Origin of the sequence: Acetobacterium sp., assembly GCF_030652775.1 — a bacterium.
Lineage (GTDB): Bacteria > Bacillota > Clostridia > Eubacteriales > Eubacteriaceae > Acetobacterium.
In genome coordinates this window covers 1-20,826 of sequence record NZ_JAUSPS010000041.1, presented here as the reverse complement: position 1 = coordinate 20,826, position 20,826 = coordinate 1, and the positions used below count along the sequence as shown (strand labels likewise).

The window sequence follows — 20,826 nt, the reverse complement described above, 5'->3', positions numbered from 1 at the left end:
TCACCAGGTGGCGGTAGTGGGGATTGATGCCAACAGAGCAGTAACAATTATAAAAAAGGAGCCGGTAATCATGGAAAAAAATCATCAGGGACAACTCATCGTCATCGAAGGGGTGGACGGCAGCGGGAAACAGACCCAAACCCAATTGCTTTATGACCGGCTGCTGAAAGCGGGGGAAAAAGTGATGAAAATTTCTTACCCCCGCTATGACAAACAATCCTCAGCCATGGTAAAATTATATCTCGAAGGGGCCTTCGGGAAAGATCCCGGCACCATCAGCCCGTACATTGCTTCGACCTTTTATGCAGCCGACCGTTATGCTTCCTATAAGGAAGATTACGAGGACTTTCTGACGCAGGGGGGATTGGTGCTGGTAGATCGCTATACCACCTCTAATATGGTTCATCAGGCGGGAAAAATAAAGGATCCAGAAGAACGGAAACGTTTTCTTGACTGGCTATGGGATTTTGAATTTAATCTCTATGGTCTGCCGATTCCGGATCGGGTGTTTTTTCTGAACATTCCCCCGGAGATCAACCAGCAGCTGATCAAAAACCGGAATAATAAAATAACTGGAAAACAGGAAAAAGACATTCACGAAAATAGCCCCGAACATCTCCGGGATTCCTACCACAGTGCCTTGGCGCTGGTTGCGGAATACGGATGGACAGAAATAAATTGTGTTCAAAACAGCCAATTACGAAGTATCGAAAGCATCCATCAGGAAATCTGGGAATGCATAAAGGAGTGTAAATCAAATGATTGAAGATCAATATACCTATTTAACTATGGCCGACTCAGATATGGATTATATTCTGCTTAAGAATTATTTAAGTGCCAATGGGATTCAGGTAATCACGAGAGAAAAAGGATTTGGCGGACCGATAAGAAGTATCTTCATGGGAAATTTTACACCGGCTCATATTGAGGTCTTTGTCAAAGACAGTGATTACGAAGATGCCGCCAAACTACTGGATTATGAAGAATTCAGCGCCGAATTGGATGCGGAGCTGGGACTGGATACTGAAGATTGGGATGACAGCGATGATAGCGAAAAGAAAAAGAACAAACCCAATTAATTGCTGTCTTTGAGAGGAAAACAATGTTTGAAAAGATACAAGGTCATCAAACCATCACCAATCATCTTGAAAAAGAAATAAAGACCAGTGAGGTAAGCCATGCTTACCTTTTTTCAGGAATCGATGGCATCGGAAAAAAGAAAACCGCGCGGGAATTTGCCAAAGCACTCTTATGTCAGGATCAGACCGACAAAGGTTGCGGTCATTGTCCGGTCTGTACCCAGATCGATCATGAAAACTATCCGGATGTCAAAATTATTGATCCCAAAGCCGGAGAAACCAGCATTAAAATCAGTCAAGTACGCGAAATGATCAGTGAGCTGTCGATAAAACCCTACTCGGGAAATTGGCGGATTAATATCATCGATGGCGCCGAAAGAATGACGCCAGAGGCCCAGAACAGCCTGTTGAAGTCATTAGAAGAGCCGCTCAGCTATAATATTTTTATTCTTATCACCAGTCAAACCCAGTCCATTTTGCCGACGATCCGATCCCGGTGCCAGAGCTATCATTTTCAGCCACTGAGCATTGGGGATATCGAGACAATTATTTTTCGCGAGGCCGCATTTGATAAAGGATTGGTCGCTGAGGCCGTGTGGGCATCGGGTGGATCCCCGGGAATGGCCTTATATCTGCTGAACAACAGCGAGATTCAAAAAGAAAGAACCCATTATCTCCGGGAGCTTTACAGCCTTCTAAAAGGGGATGAGATCAAGGTCTTTACTCTGGCTGAGGTTTTAGCCAAGGATAAGGCCACCAGCCAGGAGATCCTGGAGTTCTTTATACACTGGTTTTATGAGGTTAATCTGTTGTTGGAAGGTCATCCCCTGCCACATCATGGGGAGCCGAATCCCGCCCACCGAGCCTACTATCAAATACTGGAAAATGAAAAAAGTCAGGCCATTATCAAAACTTTATTTGAAATGATGGCGACGATACAATATAATGTTAATTTAAGATTACAATGGGAAAAGTGTTTCATTAAGATAATGAAAATTCAGAAAGGATAAATCCAATGGGAAAATCAGTCGTCGGCGTACGATTTAAAAAAGTGGGCAAAATATATTATTTTGATCCCCTGGATATTGAGTTTGAACAGTTCGATCCGGTTATTGTGGAAACCGTCAGAGGTATTGAGTATGGCGAAATTGCATTGACGGCCAGAATTGTCGATGAAGAAGAAATGGTGGCGCCGGTAAAACCGGTGATCCGCAAAGCGACTGAAAATGACAGTGTCGAATATAATAAACTCAAGCAAAATGAGCAAGATGCCAAAGAGATCTTTATCAACAAGGCAAGAAAACATAAGCTGGAAATGAAACTCATCGATGTCGAATATACCTTCGATCAGAAAAAAGCGATCTTTTATTTTACGGCCGAAGGTCGGGTTGATTTCAGAGAGCTGGTCAAGGATCTGGCTTCGATCTTTAAAGTGCGGATTGAACTTAGGCAAATCGGGGTTCGGGACGAGGCCAAGTTATTCAAAGGCTTAGGAGTCTGCGGGCGAACCACCTGTTGTGCCCAGTGGTTGGGCGATTTTACGCCGGTGTCGATAAAAATGGCCAAGGAGCAGAACCTGTCCCTTAATTCTACTAAGATTTCAGGAATCTGCGGACGGCTCTTATGTTGTCTGACCTATGAACAGGAATTTTATGAAGAGGTTTCTAAAAAATTGCCAAAGGTGGGACAAAGAGTCATCACTGCCGATGGCGAGGGTGAAGTATTCAAGTTAAGTATTCTCGAAGAAAGCGTTTTCGTCAAAATTCAGGTAAATAAGGATGAAACCGAGGTAAAAAAATATCTTCTGGAAGAAATTGAAGTAAAAAAATTCGAAAAAGTGAAAAAAGACAAATAATCATCTTGATTTCACTACAAAAAAGGATATAATAAAGATGTTGTTAATGCTAAAAGGAGGGTTTTTTAGATGGCTTATAAAATTACAGACGAATGTATTGCTTGTGGATCTTGCATGGACGAATGTCCAGTAGAAGCAATTTCTGAAGGCGATATCTATGTTATCGATGCAGCTACATGTACTGACTGCGGTTCTTGCGCAGAACAATGTCCAGTAGAAGCAATTGTTCAGGACTAGTTAGAAGTATTGAGAAAAGGCACCTTCCAGAGTTTTCTGTAAGGTGCCTTTAACATGCCGTAACTTAAAAGCGAATCATTTTATTAAACCCATTATACTTTTCTAAAAGTTTGTTAGAATGTGGAATACTGGGGTAAATACTTATATAAGAAATTAAAACAATGACAGATGATTTCTGGAGGAGGAAAAAATGCAGAAGTACGTATGCGATATTTGTGGTTATGTTTATGATCCCGAGGTGGGGGATCCTGACAGCGGTGTAAGTCCGGGAACTGCGTTCGAAGATATTCCTGACGACTGGGTTTGTCCGTTGTGCGGTGTTGGAAAAGAAGATTTTTCGCCAGAAGACTAGAAACAGCAGTCAAAAAAGAGCTAAAGCTCTTTTTTTTATGGGATCAATCGGTTATAATGAAACTGACTACAGAAACATGGAGGACATATGGCAGTTAAAGCACGGGAAACCCTTGAAAGCAAACAAATCAGTATTACTACCCTGGGAATAATAATGGTGGTGGTGGTTGGATATACGCTTCTCTACAATCAGTTTGCCAATACCCTGGAAGATTATCGGTTAAAAACAATTGTTGGTGTGATCAGTCTGGTGATTATGATGGCGGGGTTTTTAATTTCGTTACGTTATATTACTACCGCCTATGAGATGGTCATCACCCATGATCGATTAATCATTGACCGAAAAATATTTTTTTGGAAAAAAACCGTTTTGGAAGTAAAAACGGATGACATCAAGAAAATTCTGCCAATCGAGGAAGCCAAAAAAATCGACGGCCAAATGCGCAACTACACTTTGACAAATATGGATGGAAAACGAAAATATGTGATTCAATATGAAGAACAGGGAAATATTTGCTGTGTTAAGATCCAGTGCACCGGGAAATTCCATGAAACTTTGAAAAAACAGGTCAAAATATAATAGCTTTAAGGAAAACTTAAGGATAATAGGGTATTATTTAGTCATAACAAGTTACCCTCTTTCAAAGTTTTTAGAAAAAACCGAACGCTTTTCACACGGCTTCGGTTTTTTTCTTTTTTGAAAAAAAAGAGTCAAATAATAAGATTTCGGATCTGACAATTAGATATTGTTAATGCAGCAATAAATCGGGTATAATATTCCTAAATAACTAAAGGAACCACCAGGAAAGGAAAACCAATGGAAATTGTAGCAATTATCGGAAGCCATCGGAATGGTCAGAATACGCAGAAGGCTATCGACTATTTTACCAGTAAAATTAAAGTTGAACATAAATTATTTGAATATAATGTCAATAAGATAAACGTTCAGGCTTGTATTGCATGTGATCACTGTATTCCTCATCAGGGGGAATGTATTATTGAAGATGATATGACTGAAATATATAAAAAAATGGAAAGCTGTGATTTGTTGATCGTCGCCAGCCCCGTTTATTTCAGTGCCTTTCCATCAAAAATAAAGGCGCTGATTGACCGAACTCAGATGATTTATAACCTAAAGGATAAGTCCACCATCAAAAAGAAAAAAATCCTGATCATCGGTGTCGGCGGGGCGCCTCATTATCCGCGGCAGTTCCAGGCCATCGATAACACGCTGGAATGGTACAAAAAAACCCTTAGCTGTGATGAGATTGGCTTTGTTCAGTTTTCTCATACCGATGAGTTGCCAGCTCTGGATAACCAGAAATGTCTGGCAGAACTGGAAGACATTGCGGAAAAAATAAATACGTCGATGACAAAAAATTAGAAAATAATTAAATAATAAAGGAGATAAAAATGGCAAAGATATTAGATCAAACAGAATTTGATAATCTGGTAATAAATGGAAAAGGTGTTGTGCTGGTAGATTTTTTCGCCACCTGGTGCGGACCATGTAAAGCATTGGCTCCCGTTTTAGAAGAAGTAGCCGAGCAATTAAAAGACAAAGCCAGTGTTTATAAGGTCGATATCGATCAGACTCAGAGCCTTGCCCAGCAATACCGGGTGATGAGCGTGCCAACGATGAAAATTTTCAAAAATGGCGAAGTGGTGGAAACTATCGTGGGACTGCAGTCAAAAAGCGTTTTGCTGGATAAGTTGAATTATTATGCCGGTTAATTAAAACTAAAAAAAGCAAAAAAGGGTACTTCATTTTGGAAGTAGCCTTTTTTTATTGTCTGAAACCTTAAAAAAAATAAGGAGACCGTTTTCATTTTTGGACAAATGATCCGATTTGTCTGAATTCCGGACAACTGCGAATAATCGTATAATTACAAGGTTATTTTAGAGTGTTATACTCCTTTAAGCAAGCGAAAGGAGCGAAAAATGAATAAAAAAATATTTAGCAAAATTAATACGATACGATTTATTGTCATTATTGGAGTCATTATTATTCCCCTTATGTATAGTTTTTTCTATCTCAGCGCATTCTGGGATCCCTATTCAAAATTGGATAACCTACCTATAGCACTCGTCAATAACGACACCGGAGCGACGATCAATAATCAGCAGCGAAATCTGGGTAATGAATTCCTCGATGAATTGATCAAGGATGGAACCTTTAAATATGTTATCACGGATGAGGCAACTGGGCGTGCCGGGACAGAAACTGATGATTATTATGCAATGATTGTGGTACCAAAAAACTTTTCAAATAACATTGCCTCAGCAGCGACGGTTAATAAACAAACGGCCAGCATTATCTTTTCTCCCAACGAAAAGAGAAATTATCTCGCCAGTCAAATTTTAGGAAAAGCTGAGATGCAAATGGAAACCAGCTTACGAGAAAATATTTCTGGAGAAATTGTGGATAACCTAACCGATCAGGTGGCCAAGGTTCCCGGACAGTTGGGAACGCTTAATGATGGGTTGACCCAGCTCGCCAGCGGATCATCACAACTGGTGAATGGATCACAAACCTTAGCAAACGGAACGTATTCCTTACAGGCGGGAACTCAGGAGCTGGCATCCGGTTCCAGTTCGCTTGAATCGGGAACCCAGGCATTAGCTGCTGGCAGCCAGACGCTGGCATCCGGAACCCAGACATTAGCTGCTGGAACATCAGAATTTGCATCAAAATTCTCTGATTTCAATGACGGCATCAATAGTTTGAAAAGCGGTTCGGCCCAGGTGAGTGATGGAGCAAGCACCTTGGCCGCCGGAACTGATCAGTTGAATCAAGGGATTCAGGCGTATACTGCTGGTGTTGACACGCTGATTGGTAATGTCAATCAGACCTCGGCCTTTATTTCGGGCTTTGTCGGAGAACATCCGGAATTAATGGCAGATCCGGAGTTTGCAGCATTTATCCAGAACATGGCCTCCAGCGACAATGCCGATAGTATTGCCCAACTGGAAGCTGCCGGCAGTCAACTTAGCAGTGCATCCGATGCTATCGCCGCCGGTACTGATACCCTGGCCGCCGGAACCAGTAATCTTGATAGTGGTATTGCAACTGTCAGTGCTGCATCCGGACAATTAAATAACGCCGCTGAGAGTATCTCTTCAGGAGCGTCAGCGGTATCTAATGGTGCATCATCGTTAAAATCCGGGGCTTCGGCCTTATCAGACGGCGCATCAACATTAACCAATGGTGTTTATACCCTGGCAGATGGGGCGACAACCCTGGCAGATGGGGCAACAACCCTGGTTGATGGGCAAAAGCAACTTAACGGTGGGATCACAACAGCTCAGGATGGCGTCACGACAGCAGTTAAGGATGCCAATGCAGACTCCGCAAAACTAACTGGTTTAGGTACTTATGTCAGCGAGCCGGTTACCGTAGATGATGAGATCATCGACCCGATTGCTAATTACGGAACCTACTTCTCGCCATACTTTATGTCCTTGTCCCTTTGGGTTGGTGCTTTAATCATTTTCTTTGGGATCTATTTTGATGCCGATCAAAAATTCAAGATTTTATCACGAGAAAGCAGCAACAAGACGGCCAGAAGTTTTATCTATCTGCTGCTTGGCCTTGCCCAAGCGATTTTATTGGGAGGTATCATCAAATATGCATTAGGGCTGGAGATCGGCCACACGGGACTTTATTTCATCTCGGTGTGTCTGGTATCGATGACGTTCCTGGCGATTGTCCAATTTTGCATTATCCATATGGGCGATGCCGGGAAATTTGTGGCACTCACATTGCTGATTTTGCAGCTTACCTCATGCGGGGGAACCTTCCCAATCGAAACCGTGCCGAAATTCTTCCAGATTCTTTATCCGTTTATGCCAATGACGTATTCAGTGGTGTTGTTCAAAGATACGATAACTGGTGCCATCTCAGGCGATTATTGGTATAGCTTTATGATTCTGGTTATTTATCTGGTAGTTTTCTTTGTGGCGACCATTTTATTAACAACGATTAAGAAAAAGAAAGCCGAAAAAGAAGATGTGACCGTTAAAGCAGAACTAAACTCAGATCATTCATTTTAAATCATTTATAATAAAGCACCAAAGAGAACCTTGCCAAGCTGGTAAGGTTCTTTTTGGCATGCATGACTTTTTTAGGTTTAATTGACATACCTCTCCGAAATGATATAATTATTTTCAAAAACAGCATGAGGAGTGTATGCATGTCAGATGCGTCAATTACGAAAAAAGCAATAGCCAAGAGCTTTAAACATATTCTTAAAAACAAAAACTTTGAAAAAATCACTATTGCCGAAATTACCGCCGAGTGTGGTCTGAATCGGCAGACCTTTTATTACCATTTTCAGGATAAATATGATCTGATCAATTGGATCTTTTATCAGGAAGCGATCATGGTGATCAGAAAAGATCTCACGATTGATAACTGGGATACGAAGGTGTTGGACCTTTTAAGCACCATGAAAGAAGAGCAGCATTTCTATCAAACCACGTTAAAAGATATCGATGGAACAGAATTTCAGAATTATTTATTTACTGTAACAAAAGAAATCTTCATGGAGATGATTGAACGTCTGGGCAATGATCGAAAAATGAATCCAGAAGTTACTCCGGTTACGACGCAACAGAAGAAAACTTTTACCGCCGAGTTTTTATCCTATGGGGTGGTGGGGATGATTATCGACTGGGCTCAAAGCGGGATGACCCAATCACCAGAGGAAATCACCAGCAGCATTAAAGATATCATTAATGGTGCCCGGATGTTTGCCGTTTCACGCTATTTTCAGGAATTGACTAAAGCCTGATATAAAATCAAGAATAATCCACGCAGTTAAGGATCATAAATATGAAGGAGTTTTAAATGAAAAAGAATGAAGTAATCGAATTAAAAATAGAGGGGTTTAATTTCCCCGGAAAATCCTGGGGAATGCATGGCGAAAAAAAAGTGGTCATGAAAAACGGTCTCCCCGGACAAAAGGTATTGGTGAACATAGCCAAAAGGCGAAAGAAATTTGAAGGCCGCATTCTGGAAGTGCTGGAAAAAGCCCCTAATGAAATTGACGCCGCTTGCGACGTCTTTTCTAAATGTGGGGGCTGTACCTATCAGAACCTGCCATATGAAGAACAACTCAAACTCAAGGAAAGCTACGTCTTAAAGCTGCTGGAGCAGGCCGGAATAGCCGGTTTTGCCTATGAGGGGATTGTCCCCAGCCCCGAGGTTTTTGGTTACCGGAATAAGATGGAGTATTCCTTTGGCGATAACGAAAAAGATGGTCCGCTGATGTTGGGTCTCCATGAACAGGGCAGCTTTTATAATATTGTCAAAACCGATAACTGCCAAATTAACGATGCGGATTTTAATCAGATTCAAAAAGCGGTACTGGCTTATTTTGCCCAAACCGGAGATGGCTATTTTCATAAACGCAGTCATCAGGGTTTTTTAAGACATCTGGTCGTGCGCAAGGGCAAACACACCGGCGATCTGCTGATCAATCTGGCGACTACGTCCCAGGGTACTCTGGACGAAGCAGCCTTTGTTAAATGCCTGCTGGATCTCGAGCTGGAAGGCCAGATCCGAGGAATTCTCCATACCCAAAACGATGGCATCGCCGATGTGGTCAAAGCCGAAACCGCAAAAATTCTATATGGCGAAGATAAAATTGAAGATAAGATTTTGGGACTGACCTTTGAAATTAGCAGCTTTTCCTTTTTCCAGACCAACACCTTAGGGGCAGAAAAACTTTATTCCGTCGTCCGGGATTTTGTCGGTCAGGAACAAAATGAAGTGATCTATGATTTATACTGCGGTACCGGTACCATTGCTCAGGTTTTAGCACCAGTTTCTAAAAAAGTGGTGGGGATTGAACTGGTGGCCGAAGCGGTGGAAGCCGCTAAAGCCAATGCTACCAAGAATGGCTTGGATAATTGCCAGTTTATTGCTGGTGACGTGATGGTGGAGGTGGTCAACCTCCATGACCAGGCTGATGTGATTATTTTAGATCCGCCCCGGGACGGCATCCACCCCAAGGCGATCTTTAAAATTCTGGATTTTAAACCTAAGGTGTTTGTCTATGTATCTTGTAAAGCGACATCGCTAGCCCGGGATCTGCCGTTTTTTGTGGCGGCGGGATATACAGTTAATAAGGTGAAGTGTGTGGACATGTTTCCGCATACCGGGCACGTGGAGACGGTTGTACTACTATCCCTTCAATAAGCGATTATTTATCCATTATTAAGTTGGGAATTATTATTTGTCGACCATTTTTGCCCACTGGAATTTACATGGTGAGCAAACTGATTTTCGAATATTTCAACTGCTTTGCTTTTCATGGCTTCGGTATTATGCGGATAGGCCGGCAATGTCGTTTTTAGATTGCTGTATTATAATACCCGTATCATGGACCGTTAATTTAGAAGGGAGGGATTAATTTGCTTAAAAACGAAGACTTTATTCAGGAATTTGTCGAAGAAGCCCGCGAACATCTCGAAAATTTTGAACGAATATTATTGAGCGATCTGGCCGATATCAGTGCCGAACAGATCAATGATGCATTTCGTGCAGTCCATAGTATTAAGGGCACCGCCGGCTTTTTTGGTTTAGTTAAAATCGTTGCGATCGCACATTCAATGGAAACAATTCTGGACTTCGTTAATCGAAAAAAGATCGCTTTCAGTGACGCTGAGATTGACTTACTGCTGGAAGCGAAAGATTACTTAAAGGTTTTAGTTAACGATGTCAAGCAGAGTGAAGCGTATCCCATCGATGATATCCTCGCTAAATTGCAGGTTACGGAGACGGATTTTTCGAATCAGGATGCCAAAAAAGCTGATGCGATGGCTGAACAATTACCTCAAAAGACCAGTCAGTTTTTCGCTGTTTTTGATTTTGATCAGGATACGCAAGCAAAAATAGTATCATTTCGAAAATTTGGGCATCATATTTATGGCATTGAAATGGTGCTAAATGAGCAATATCTGCGGACCAGCGGGGGGAACGGAGCAATCGTCGATAATTTCACGATGGTCGCCAATGTGATCGAGATGGTCAGCCCGGAAGGCGATCCGCTTAGCTGGGATGAGCTAAAAGCGGGCAAATGCGACAATAGCAGTGTTCGGATACTAGCTTCAAGTATTTTAGAAGAAAGCCTTTTAATCCAGGTGCTCGGTCTCCCGCCAAACAGCCTCCATGTTTTGGCTGAAAAAGACGAACAAACAGCGGCTGCGCCAGTACTGGTGCCAATCAGTGATAACGACGTATGCGATGAAAAGTTAATTGAGGTACCCCTGACGGATTTCAATGAAGGCACGGAGAGCCTCCGGATCAATATCCGGCTGCTTGATGATTTGATGGATTTGGCCAGCGAACTGGTATTAGGGCGAAACCGGCTGTTGACCCTGCTGGAACCCGAAAAGAAACAGATTTCAGGGCTCCCGCAAGTGTTGCAAAATGTCGATCGCTTAACGAGCAGGATTCAGGAGAAAATTATGCTGACACGGATGCAACCGGTGGGAACCCTCTTTAATCGCTATCCGCGGCTAATCAGAGACCTGTCAAAGAAGTTGGACAAGAAACTTGAGCTGCACATTGAAGGCGGTGAGGTCGAACTCGATAAGTCGATTCTGGAAGGGTTAAGTGATCCGCTGGTACATCTCCTCAGAAATGCGGCGGATCATGGCATCGAAAGTGCGGCGATCCGCAAGCAAAAAGGCAAAAATGAAATGGCCACGATTACCCTTAAGGCCAGTTATGAGGGCAGTGTGGTCAATATTGAAGTGAGTGATGACGGCAGCGGGGTTGATTTTACCAAAATTTCCCAAATAGCCCGCAAAAAAAAGCTTTTTACCGAAAACGAACTCAACCTGATGTCCGAAAAAGAGCTGATGAAGGTGTTATTCAATCCCGGCTTTTCGACGGCCGATTGCTTAAGTGAGGTATCCGGTCGCGGGGTCGGGATGGATGTGGTGCGGACTAATCTTGAGAAAATGGGCGGTAGTATCGAAATGACGACGAAGTCCGGTCGTGGCACCACCATCAAATTGACGATGCCATTAACGGTTTCGATTATCCAATCATTGGTGGTATCTTCGCAGCAGATAAAAATGGTGATTCCGCAAGCCGATGTGCAAGAGACTATTAAGATAAAAAAAGAATCCTTGAATGAAAAAATCGAGGCGATCAATGGAAAATATTTCTATCGCCTACGGGATGAACTGCTCCCGGTTGTCTACCTGTATGACTTATGGAATCCCGAGCAGTTAGGCCGGGTAGAGCAAGATCATAAGATGGTCGTGCTTAAACTCGGGCATGCTCGCTTTGGCTTACTGGTCGAAGCGTTACTGGGAATCGAAGAAACGCTGATCAAGCCGTTGCCGGTGATCCTCAAGGCAGCTGGGATTTATTCCGGCTTAACGATTTTGGGCGATGGCAAAGTCGCACCAATTCTTGACATCGCCGGAATTGCCAGAAAAATGGCGCTCGTCAGTGACACCAAAAGTGAAAAGCAAATGCTGATCGATCACCATGGAGAAAAATCGGTGGCGAGCAATGACAGCGAAGATTTTGTCTTGTTTAGAGGTTCCGGAAATGAAACATTGGCTTTAAATATCGCCCTGATTAAGCGCATCGATAAAATCAAGAAAACTGAAATTGAGCAAGTCGGCGACCGCAATTACATCACCCGGGGCAACCAGCCATTAAGAGTGATTAAGCCGGAAGATTATCTGGCCATTAATCGCCGCGATGACGACGACGAATACTATTATGTCATCACGCCCAAGCTGGTGCCCCGGCCGATTGGTATTTTAGCGAACGAAATTATTGAAAATGTTAACTTTGAGCCCGTTTTGGATGCGCAACAGTTCAAAATGAACGGGATCTTTGGCGCAGCTGTTTTTCACGAAAAAATGATCTTAATCATTAATCTTTATGCGTTGTTAGAACGCATTGAACCGGAAGCATTTACCTTTGTGCCGTCACCGCAGGCAACCGGCCGAAAAATTTTATTGGTCGAAGATTCACCGTTTTTTCAAAAGGTCGAGCAAAGTTATTTAGAAAGCGGCGGTTATCAGGTGGCGCTCGCCGCCAATGGTCTGGAAGCGCTGGCGATCCTGGAAACAGAAACGATCGATGCGGTCTTGACTGATATTCAGATGCCGCTGCTTAATGGCTATGAGCTGCTCAAAAAAATCAGGCAAAAACCGGCCTATGATGCTATCCCGATTGTGGCGATCAGCGCCTTGACGGGAGCGCTCAATCGGGAGAACGGCTTAGCCCGGGGCTTCGACCGATATGAGTATAAATTAGATCGGGAAAGCCTGTTGCGGACGCTCGATGAGGTCATCACGGAATCCCAAAGAGGTGAAGGATGTTGAAAATACTCTGTTTTAAATCAGGAAATAATCTTTATGGCATTGAAACGCGATATGTCAAAGAAATCAATCGCCATCCCGAAATAACGGTCATTCCGCTTGCGCCGCCAATGGTGGCCGGGATGATGAATCTACGCGGTCAAGTCGTCAATTTGCTGGATTTTGAAGCGCTTTTAGGTTGTCCGACGGAGCGGTTAAAAAAACATTGTATTGTGCTTAAAAAGGAACCCGGCGAAGCGGATGTGATGGCTTTATTGGTTGAACAAGCGGCCGATGTGATTGACGTTGACGAAGCCGTCTGTGAACCGCCAACGCCTTCGTTAGTCAATGAATATGACACGAAGATTAAATTTATTGCCAAACTGGAGCAAGAATTACTGATCATTATTGAAAAAGAGAAATTATTTTAAAGTGAACGAGGTGTCAAATGTTAAGATATTTTGATAATGTAAAAATGCGAACCAAGTTAATCATCTTTTTTATCCTGACGGGGTTAATCCCGATTGCGATTATTTCCGGACTCTCCTATAACCAGGCCCGAAATAGTCTGGTTGAGATGAAACTCCAGGAAATGGAGCTTTATTCAAAAGTAACCCAAAACCGATTTGCGACGGAACTTTCCGACAAAGAATTTTATACCAGCAATATTTTATCAGATTTAGCGATTGTCGAGAATCTGATTACCCAATATCAACCCACCGGTGGTAAAGGGGAACAATGGGATGCGTCTTATGCACGGGTTGAAACCGGGCTAACGGCCCAACAAGCCGCAAATCACATCGAAAGTATTTATATTACCGATGCGGCCGGCAATTGTATCTATGCTTCGGGTCAATTTAAGGCGACCATGGAAGGGACTAATCTGGCGACAAGAGATTACTTCAAGGCGTCGATACAAGGACAAAGCAGCACGACCCCGGTACAATATTCGGATATCATCAAAAAATATTATGTGACCATTTCGGCGCCATTTTACAGTTCTCAAAATGGCACCATTATTGGAACCGTTAATTCACTCATTTTGATGGACAGTATTGAAGCAATCCTCAATGAAGGCATTAGTGATATCGGGGCAACTGGCGATATTTATCTGGTCGATCAGGCGGGGTTGCTGAATACGAACCCGAGTTTGAGCGAAGCAACCGATGCGACTGCCTTTTCGACGACGATCACCACAGCTGCGGTGGAACAACTCAAACCGAATTTTGACAGCGACAATAACAGTTTTATGTTCTCTGGAATTTACCAAGATTATCGGGGCGAACAAGTCTTAGGGACGGCTTCCTTTGTCAACATTGGAGCCACTAAACTGGGCATGATTATTAAGGTTGATGAAGCCGAAGCGTTAGCCCCAGTGAAAAGTTTGCAGCTAATGGTAGTGCTGGTGTTAATCCTGGCGATCGCTGCCAGTGTGATCATCGTTTCTATTTTATCCAAGCGCATTACCAAACCGCTTGAGACTGTCTCCACCCTGATGGACGAAGCCGGCCAAGGAAACCTCGCAGTTCGCGGGGAGTTTAACAGCCGTGATGAAATTGGCAAACTTTGTAGCGATTTCAATCGCCTGGTCGAAAAAACCGGCAGTTCAATAAAAGAAATCATCCAGGCAACCGAAGTATTAAACGAATCTGCCGATGCGATGGATCGGGTCGCCAGCAGTATCGCTGTCGGTTCAGAGGAAACAAGTGCGAAAATCAATGTTGTCAGTTCCGCCGTCGAAGAAATCTCGGCCAGTATGACCCAATCAAATGCGACCCTCTTGACTACGGCAGATAATACTAATCAAATTGCCTCGGCCATCGAAGAAATCAGCAGCACCACCAGAAATCTGGCGGCCGCCTCTGAAGAAACCGCATTAAGTGTTAATCAGACCATTTTATTGATGGGACAAATTTTTGCAAGTATCCGTGAGGTGTCAACATCGGCGGAAAATGTCAACTCCGAAGTTAATACTGTGGTTGATGCTGTCAAAGAAGTTAATCTGTCCGTTAATGAAATTAGTAAGAGCTGTGAAAAATCATTGGAAATAACCCAGGTTGCTGACAGTGAAGCCAAAAACACCGCAGAAATCATTCGCACCCTGAACCTGTCATCAAAAAAAATCAATAAAATCATTAAGATCATTGATGACATTGCCGATCAAACCAACATGTTAGCCCTTAATGCGGCAATCGAAGCGGCCGGAGCCGGCGAGGCGGGCAAGGGTTTTGCGGTTGTAGCCAATGAGGTTAAAGAGCTTGCCAAGCAAACATCCGAAGCGACTGATGAAATAGCTGACCAAATCGAAGGAATGCAGGAAAATATGGAGCAGGCGGTTTCGGCCGTTACCCGAATCAATCATGTCGTTGACGAAGTGATGACGATCACGACTTTAATTGCAACGGCAGTCACCGAACAAAGTGCCTCAACCCAAGGGATTTCAGAAGCGGCGATCCGGGCTTCAATGCGGTTAGATAGAATTACTGAGGAAATCAAAGAAATTGATCAAAAAGCCGGCGAAGTCAAACGCGGCGCTGAAGAATCAGGTCTAGCCGTCAGTGAAATTGCTAAAAGTACTGCGGAGCTGGCACGAGCAGCCGATGACGCAGCGGTGAACACCGAAAGAACGTCAGTCAGTATGACGCAATTAAGTCGCGCCACCGAAGAAACAGTAAAAGGCGCCGTCGAAATCTCACGAAGTATCCAGGAGATTAATCAAGCCTCGGAAGAAATCACCGAAGGGGCCTCAAAGACTTCCATTGCCGCAAATCGCCTGGTCGATCTGTCGCTAAAGCTGGGTGAGTCCGTTCAGCAGTTTAAATTCTAAGTAGAGCCAAGCGCATGAACAGAAACAAAGCAGAACCTGGTTTTACGCCAGAACTATTAGTATTGGCGGCGTCGACGGGAGGGCCGGTTGCATTAGAAAAGATCATTGGCGCTTTAAAAAAAGATTTTTCGATCCCGATTGTGGTCGTCCAACATATGCCGAAGCATTTCACCACCGCCTTTGCTAAAGCTTTAGACCGAAAGAGTGAACTGATCGTCAAAGAAGCCCAGGATGGCGACGTCTTAACAGCCGGAATTGTCTATATTGCTCCGGGCGGATGTCACCTGAAACTGAACCAGGAAAGCAAATGTGCCTTGGCGCTTTCGGATGAGGCACAGATCAATGGCGTTCGTCCAGCGGTCGATGTGTTGCTGTGCTCAATTGCCCAGAGTCGCTTTATCGATGGCATTTTAGTGGTCGTCTTAACAGGCATGGGCGCAGATGGTTTAGCCGGTTTGCAACACTTAAGTAAAAAAAAGCAGGCCTACTGTATCGTCCAGGATGAAGACACCAGTATCGTCTATGGGATGCCCCAGCGTATCGTTGAAGCGGCGCTGGCCGATGAAGTGCTGCCCTTACAAGTGATCGCCGCGAGGCTTTCAGCGCTCGTCAGAAAGGAGTAACTAGATGGTTGCTTTGTCAGAACATGAATATCAGTTATTTCAGCGCTATATCGCCGAAAAATGTGGGATCTCGCTTGATGATACCAAGGCTTATCTGGTCGAATCACGACTGGCAAAGTTGCTGATTGACTCGAAGTGTGAAAGTTTTTCCGAATTATTTTTACTGCTGCAAAACCATTCCGACGCAAATATTGAAACCCGGGTGATTGACGCCATTACCACTAATGAAACCTATTGGTTTCGTGATCCAGACTCGTGGCAGATGATCACGGAAGTATGGCTGCCGCAAAAAATTGCCGAAATCAAAGAACGAAAAAATGATAAAATTCGGGTCTGGAGTGCTGCGGCATCAACGGGACAGGAAATCTATTCGCTGGTCATCACGATTAGTGAATATCTCAAGAACAATCAGATTACCGCAGTTTCGATCGATGATTTTGAGTTTTTGGCGACCGATATTTCAACCAATGTTTTAACGATTGCCAGACGGGGACATTATGACCCGATTACCATCATGAGAGGTTTAAAAGCGGATCTCCGCGAGGCGTATTTTAAGCTGGAGGGAACCTCCTGGGTCTTAAAGGATGAATATCGAAAACGGGTCCGCTTCGAGCCCTTTAACCTGCAAAACAGTTTTTTATTTCTAGGGAAATTTGACCTGGTTTTTTGCCGTAATGTGCTGATTTATTTTACCGAAGCACTCAGAAACGACGTTTTTAAAAAGACGGCGCAGGTGTTAAAACCGGATGGTTGCCTGTTAATCGGCGCTGCCGAAATCTATTATTCGATGGATGATTATTTCCACAAGAACATCACCAGTTATGGGACTTATTTTACACTTAAGGAGACAACAAAATGAAGATGTTGACGATTGACGATTCGGCCGTTGTCAGAAAGATTATTTCGGCGGCGGTGGTGGTGCTTGGTCACGAATGTCTGGAGGCGGAGTCCGCTCAGGATGCGCTAAATCTGCTGCAGGGGGCTGAAAAAATTGAATTGATCTTTCTGGATTGGAATATGCCGGGTATGAACGGCTTGGAATTTTTAAAAACGATCAAAAAAAATGACCAATTCAAACATATTCCGGTGGTGATGGTGACTACCGAAAATATGCCGGAGAGTATTATCGAAGCGGTTAAAGCAGGGGTGTCCCAGTACATCACGAAGCCCTTTTCGATTGAAGAACTGATGAAAAAAATTATCGACAGTTTGGGTGGGGAGGTAAATCAATGAACGCTGGAGTGTATATCGAGAAATATGACATGATTTCCGGCCATGTTTTTGTCGCCGCTTTATTGGAAAGTGTGGAACGGATGAGTGGTTTTGTTTTAAATGAAGTTGAAAATGATTGCGAATTTGCGCTGGTTCATGAAATTATTGGTGCGATGGTGTTGCAAGGTGAGAAGGCCATGCTGTTGACTCTGGAGACCAATAAAAATAGTGCGGCTCCGCTCGTTTCATTTATGACCGGAATTGAAACCGCAGCTTTAGATACGGACCTGTTAAATGATGGAATTACGGAATTAATTAATATGGTAGGCGGTTCGGCACGGGTCCGTTTGGAAGCGACAAATTATAAATTCTTATTATCAGTGCCCTTTACGCTGGTTGGTGAAAGTGTTAAAATTGTGGTCAAAAAGAGAACCGATTGCTTTATGGCCAGACTGGTTTGTGATCAGATTGATCTGATGTTAAGGGTTTATAAATTATAACGAGTGCGGAGTAAATAATGAACAATAAAGAACAAAGTAAGTTAGACGTATTATCTGAAATAGAAGATCGGCTCAATCAAGCCCTACAAAATTTAGTGGTGTTTAGTATTGAACCAAAGGCAATCAAACAGGCGTTGTGGTTAGCATTTTTTGCAGAAGTCAAAGCGTTGGCGATCACGAATAATTTCCGTGAATTGGGATACCTTTGTATGAAAGGCGAAGAATATATCAAGCAAAATAATATCGATTTTGCAGCTGATCATCCTTCCTTTATCAAGTTGGTGCAAAGATTTGGCGAGCTAACGCAGTGCTTGAAAAACCTGTTGGCTATCGCAACGCATCAAGAAGGGGGCACGGAAAATTTAGTCTGTAATATCCAGACCCATGAAGTGATTAATCTAGCGGCTCAAAACGATGAAATTAACAATCTGGCGTTAGGGCGGGTCTTGGTGCTTGATGATGAAATGCTGGTATTAAATATTATCGAAAGCGTTTTACGACATCGCGGTTATGATGTCCGGATTACAAGTGATTCAAGTCATGCCCTGGAGATATTAAGAGCGCATGAAGCGGACATTCTGATTCTTGATTTAGTCATGCCCGGCAAAAGCGGGATCGAGTTTTATCGGGAATTAAAAAACGAAAAAATAGTGATTCCAACCATCGTATTGACAGCTTCGGCGAACAAGGAGGATCACGTCTTAGCGCTGCAGGAAGGAATTGATGATTTTTTGAGAAAGCCTTTTGAAGCGGATGTGTTAGTTGCAAATGTCGAGAAATTGATTAAAAAAGATCAGAAACACAAAAACGCCCTTTTAAAAGATGCCTTAACTTCGGCCTATACCCGAAGTTATTTTGCTGCCCGCTTTGTCCAGGAAAAGGCTAAGTTTCAGCGCGACGGACAGGTTTTTTCAGTGGTCTTTATTGATATCGATCATTTCAAGGAGATCAATGATACCTATGGGCATGTCTTTGGCGACGTGGTGTTAAAAAGTTTCGTGGCGGAATTTAAGGCGAGCTTTCGGCCATCCGATCAAATTTCGCGATATGGCGGGGATGAGTTCTTATTACTTTTACCGGAAACCGATGCGGTCGAAGCGTTTAAGGTTGTTGAAAGAATCCGCCAAAAATTTCAACGCAAAGCATTTAATCAACCCGTCAATTCACACCAGATTTACTTAACCTTTAGTGCCGGCATTACCGAGTTTAATGGCGGTGACAAAACCCTTGAAGAGATCCTGGAAGAAGCCGACCGCCAGTTATATCGTGCGAAAGAACGCGGCCGGGCATGTACAAGTTATGTGCAGGATGCGATTGATATCGGCACTGAAAAGAACCGCATCTTGATTTGCGATGACTCGCCAACCGTCAGTCGATTAATTAATAGCCGACTCAGACGTTTAGGTCTGGAGACTCAAGTGGCCGCAACCGGGAAAGAGGTCCTGGCCATTTTCCCTGATTTTAAACCCCACTTATTGATCTTGGATATGATTCTACCGGATTTAAATGGCGAGCTCGTGCTTAAAGAAATCCGCCGCATGGAGCGGGAAAGGCAAGTGAAGGTTATCCTGATTAGCGTTAAATGTTTAGGCGAAAAGGAGCAAGCGCTCAACGCTTTAGGATATGATGACTTTATCAAAAAACCGATTTCTTTAGAACGACTTGAGCATAGTGTGAAGCGGTTAATTTAGATGGACATTAAGGCATCGATGGTGTTTGCTCTGTAACGGCTGAATGATCAGAGACGATGGCATTGGTTATCTCTGGCGGATTGCTTATCACTGTCGGTTATAAAAAGAGCGTGGATGGTTAGCAGTGCTACCTTAACTACCATTGCCCAGGTACTGGCGCCAGTTTCTAAAAAGGTGGTCGGCATCGAGCTGGTCGCCGAAGCAGTGGAAGCAGCCAAAGTCAATGCTACCAAGAATGGGCTGGACAACTGTCAGTTTATTGCTGGTGACGTGATGGTGGAGGTGGCCAACCTCCATGACCAGGCCGATGTGATTATTCTGGACCCGCCCCGGGACGGCATTCACCCCAAGGCGATCTTTAAAATTCTGGATTTTAAACCTAAGGTGTTTGTCTATGTATCTTGTAAAGCGACATCGCTAGCCCGGGATCTGCCGTTTTTTGTGGCGGCGGGATATACAGTTAATAAGGTAAAGTGTGTGGACATGTTTCCGTATACGGGGCATGTGGAGACGGTTGTACTACTATCCCTTAAATAAGCAATTTTTATGATCAAAGAAGGAGAAAAACTGGACACCATCATCAAACGGATCACCGTTGGATATGTTCAATTACACACGAAACGGCTCCTCGTCATTAGTGAGTTTATAGATTAATACCTATTAATTAATAGTAAGTTACGTTAGATAAGGAAGGGTTTAAAGATGGTTAAGGATCATTTAGGAAAGAGTTATAAGAACGTTAAAGAGATGTGTTCAGCATACAATATCAGTTATGCAGTTTTTCTTGATAGAAGAAGTCTAAGTTGGTCTTTAGAGGATTGTTTAACGGTTATGGTAGTAGACCATAAAGGCAGAGGCTATAAATCAGAAGAAGATATGTGTAACTATTGGGGTGTTAAGTATTATGTATTTAAAGATAGACTTTCTGAAAATTGGACATTAGAAGAGGCTTTGGAAGATAGGCAACCGGATAGGATTAAGGATCATCAAGACCGGGGTTTTAAAACAAAGTCTGCAATGTGTTTACAGTGGGGTGTTAAGGAGTATGTTTTTAATGATCGGATAAAGGATGGGTGGTCATTAGAAGAAGCTTTAGAAGTTAAAAATCCTAATAC

At 43.3% G+C, this 20,826-nt stretch carries 21 protein-coding genes and 1 pseudogene; all 22 read left to right on the top strand.

Annotated elements, in window-relative coordinates:
* Positions 1–70 precede the first annotated feature (70 nt).
* On the top strand, positions 71–766 hold the full coding sequence (locus Q7J41_RS06840) for a thymidylate kinase (RefSeq protein ID WP_304886502.1): 696 nt from the start codon (positions 71–73) through the stop codon (positions 764–766).
* Positions 759–1,079, top strand: a complete 321-nt coding sequence (locus Q7J41_RS06835) for a hypothetical protein (RefSeq protein ID WP_304886482.1) — start codon at positions 759–761, stop codon at positions 1,077–1,079. The genes Q7J41_RS06840 and Q7J41_RS06835 overlap by 8 nt, the downstream gene beginning before the upstream one ends.
* Before the next feature lie 23 nt (positions 1,080–1,102).
* Positions 1,103–2,089 (top strand): DNA polymerase III subunit delta', encoded by a 987-nt coding sequence (gene holB / locus Q7J41_RS06830; RefSeq protein WP_304886480.1) that lies wholly within the window; start codon positions 1,103–1,105, stop codon positions 2,087–2,089.
* A gap of 5 nt (positions 2,090–2,094) precedes the next feature.
* Positions 2,095–2,934, top strand: coding sequence for a stage 0 sporulation family protein (locus tag Q7J41_RS06825; RefSeq protein ID WP_304886478.1), 840 nt, complete (start codon positions 2,095–2,097; stop codon positions 2,932–2,934).
* A gap of 69 nt (positions 2,935–3,003) precedes the next feature.
* Positions 3,004–3,171 carry a 4Fe-4S binding protein gene (locus Q7J41_RS06820; protein WP_148636984.1) on the top strand — a complete coding sequence of 56 codons (168 nt, stop codon included), beginning with the start codon at positions 3,004–3,006 and terminating at the stop codon, positions 3,169–3,171.
* A gap of 190 nt (positions 3,172–3,361) precedes the next feature.
* Positions 3,362–3,523, top strand: a complete 162-nt coding sequence (gene rd, locus Q7J41_RS06815; protein ID WP_304886472.1) for a rubredoxin — start codon at positions 3,362–3,364, stop codon at positions 3,521–3,523.
* Between the two features lie 87 nt (positions 3,524–3,610).
* Positions 3,611–4,102, top strand: a complete 492-nt coding sequence (locus Q7J41_RS06810; protein WP_304886469.1) for a hypothetical protein — start codon at positions 3,611–3,613, stop codon at positions 4,100–4,102.
* Positions 4,103–4,339: 237 nt separating this feature from the next.
* A complete protein-coding gene (locus Q7J41_RS06805) occupies positions 4,340–4,906 on the top strand; it encodes a flavodoxin family protein (RefSeq protein ID WP_304886467.1) in 567 nt (188 codons plus the stop codon).
* Between the two features lie 29 nt (positions 4,907–4,935).
* Positions 4,936–5,256 carry a thioredoxin gene (gene trxA, locus Q7J41_RS06800; RefSeq protein WP_304886465.1) on the top strand — a complete coding sequence of 107 codons (321 nt, stop codon included), beginning with the start codon at positions 4,936–4,938 and terminating at the stop codon, positions 5,254–5,256.
* 207 nt (positions 5,257–5,463) lie between these two features.
* Positions 5,464–7,575 carry a YhgE/Pip domain-containing protein gene (locus Q7J41_RS06795; protein ID WP_304886463.1) on the top strand — a complete coding sequence of 704 codons (2,112 nt, stop codon included), beginning with the start codon at positions 5,464–5,466 and terminating at the stop codon, positions 7,573–7,575.
* A 140-nt stretch (positions 7,576–7,715) separates the two neighbouring features.
* Positions 7,716–8,315, top strand: coding sequence for a TetR/AcrR family transcriptional regulator C-terminal domain-containing protein (locus Q7J41_RS06790; RefSeq protein ID WP_304886461.1), 600 nt, complete (start codon positions 7,716–7,718; stop codon positions 8,313–8,315).
* A 56-nt stretch (positions 8,316–8,371) separates the two neighbouring features.
* Positions 8,372–9,724 carry a 23S rRNA (uracil(1939)-C(5))-methyltransferase RlmD gene (gene rlmD, locus Q7J41_RS06785; RefSeq protein ID WP_304886459.1) on the top strand — a complete coding sequence of 451 codons (1,353 nt, stop codon included), beginning with the start codon at positions 8,372–8,374 and terminating at the stop codon, positions 9,722–9,724.
* A 215-nt stretch (positions 9,725–9,939) separates the two neighbouring features.
* Positions 9,940–12,882, top strand: coding sequence for a chemotaxis protein CheW (locus tag Q7J41_RS06780; protein WP_304886457.1), 2,943 nt, complete (start codon positions 9,940–9,942; stop codon positions 12,880–12,882).
* Positions 12,876–13,289 carry a chemotaxis protein CheW gene (locus Q7J41_RS06775; RefSeq protein WP_304886455.1) on the top strand — a complete coding sequence of 138 codons (414 nt, stop codon included), beginning with the start codon at positions 12,876–12,878 and terminating at the stop codon, positions 13,287–13,289. Before Q7J41_RS06780 ends, Q7J41_RS06775 begins: the two co-directional genes overlap by 7 nt.
* Positions 13,290–13,306: 17 nt before the next feature.
* Complete coding sequence (locus tag Q7J41_RS06770; protein WP_304886452.1) at positions 13,307–15,685, top strand: methyl-accepting chemotaxis protein; 2,379 nt, start codon at positions 13,307–13,309, stop codon at positions 15,683–15,685.
* Between the two features lie 14 nt (positions 15,686–15,699).
* Positions 15,700–16,308, top strand: a complete 609-nt coding sequence (locus tag Q7J41_RS06765; protein ID WP_304886450.1) for a CheB methylesterase domain-containing protein — start codon at positions 15,700–15,702, stop codon at positions 16,306–16,308.
* A gap of 4 nt (positions 16,309–16,312) precedes the next feature.
* Positions 16,313–17,167 (top strand): protein-glutamate O-methyltransferase CheR, encoded by an 855-nt coding sequence (locus tag Q7J41_RS06760; RefSeq protein WP_304886448.1) that lies wholly within the window; start codon positions 16,313–16,315, stop codon positions 17,165–17,167.
* Positions 17,164–17,541, top strand: a complete 378-nt coding sequence (locus tag Q7J41_RS06755) for a PleD family two-component system response regulator (RefSeq protein ID WP_304886446.1) — start codon at positions 17,164–17,166, stop codon at positions 17,539–17,541. Before Q7J41_RS06760 ends, Q7J41_RS06755 begins: the two co-directional genes overlap by 4 nt.
* On the top strand, positions 17,538–18,020 hold the full coding sequence (locus tag Q7J41_RS06750; RefSeq protein ID WP_304886444.1) for a chemotaxis protein CheX: 483 nt from the start codon (positions 17,538–17,540) through the stop codon (positions 18,018–18,020). The genes Q7J41_RS06755 and Q7J41_RS06750 overlap by 4 nt, the downstream gene beginning before the upstream one ends.
* 17 nt (positions 18,021–18,037) lie before the next feature.
* Positions 18,038–19,711: a response regulator gene (locus tag Q7J41_RS06745; RefSeq protein WP_304886442.1), complete on the top strand. Its 1,674-nt coding sequence runs from the start codon at positions 18,038–18,040 to the stop codon at positions 19,709–19,711.
* A gap of 138 nt (positions 19,712–19,849) precedes the next feature.
* Positions 19,850–20,248, top strand: a pseudogene (locus Q7J41_RS06740) (class I SAM-dependent RNA methyltransferase); the annotation flags it as partial.
* A gap of 165 nt (positions 20,249–20,413) precedes the next feature.
* Positions 20,414–20,826: hypothetical protein (locus Q7J41_RS06735; protein ID WP_370650993.1), on the top strand; the 413-nt coding region annotated here is incomplete at its 3' end.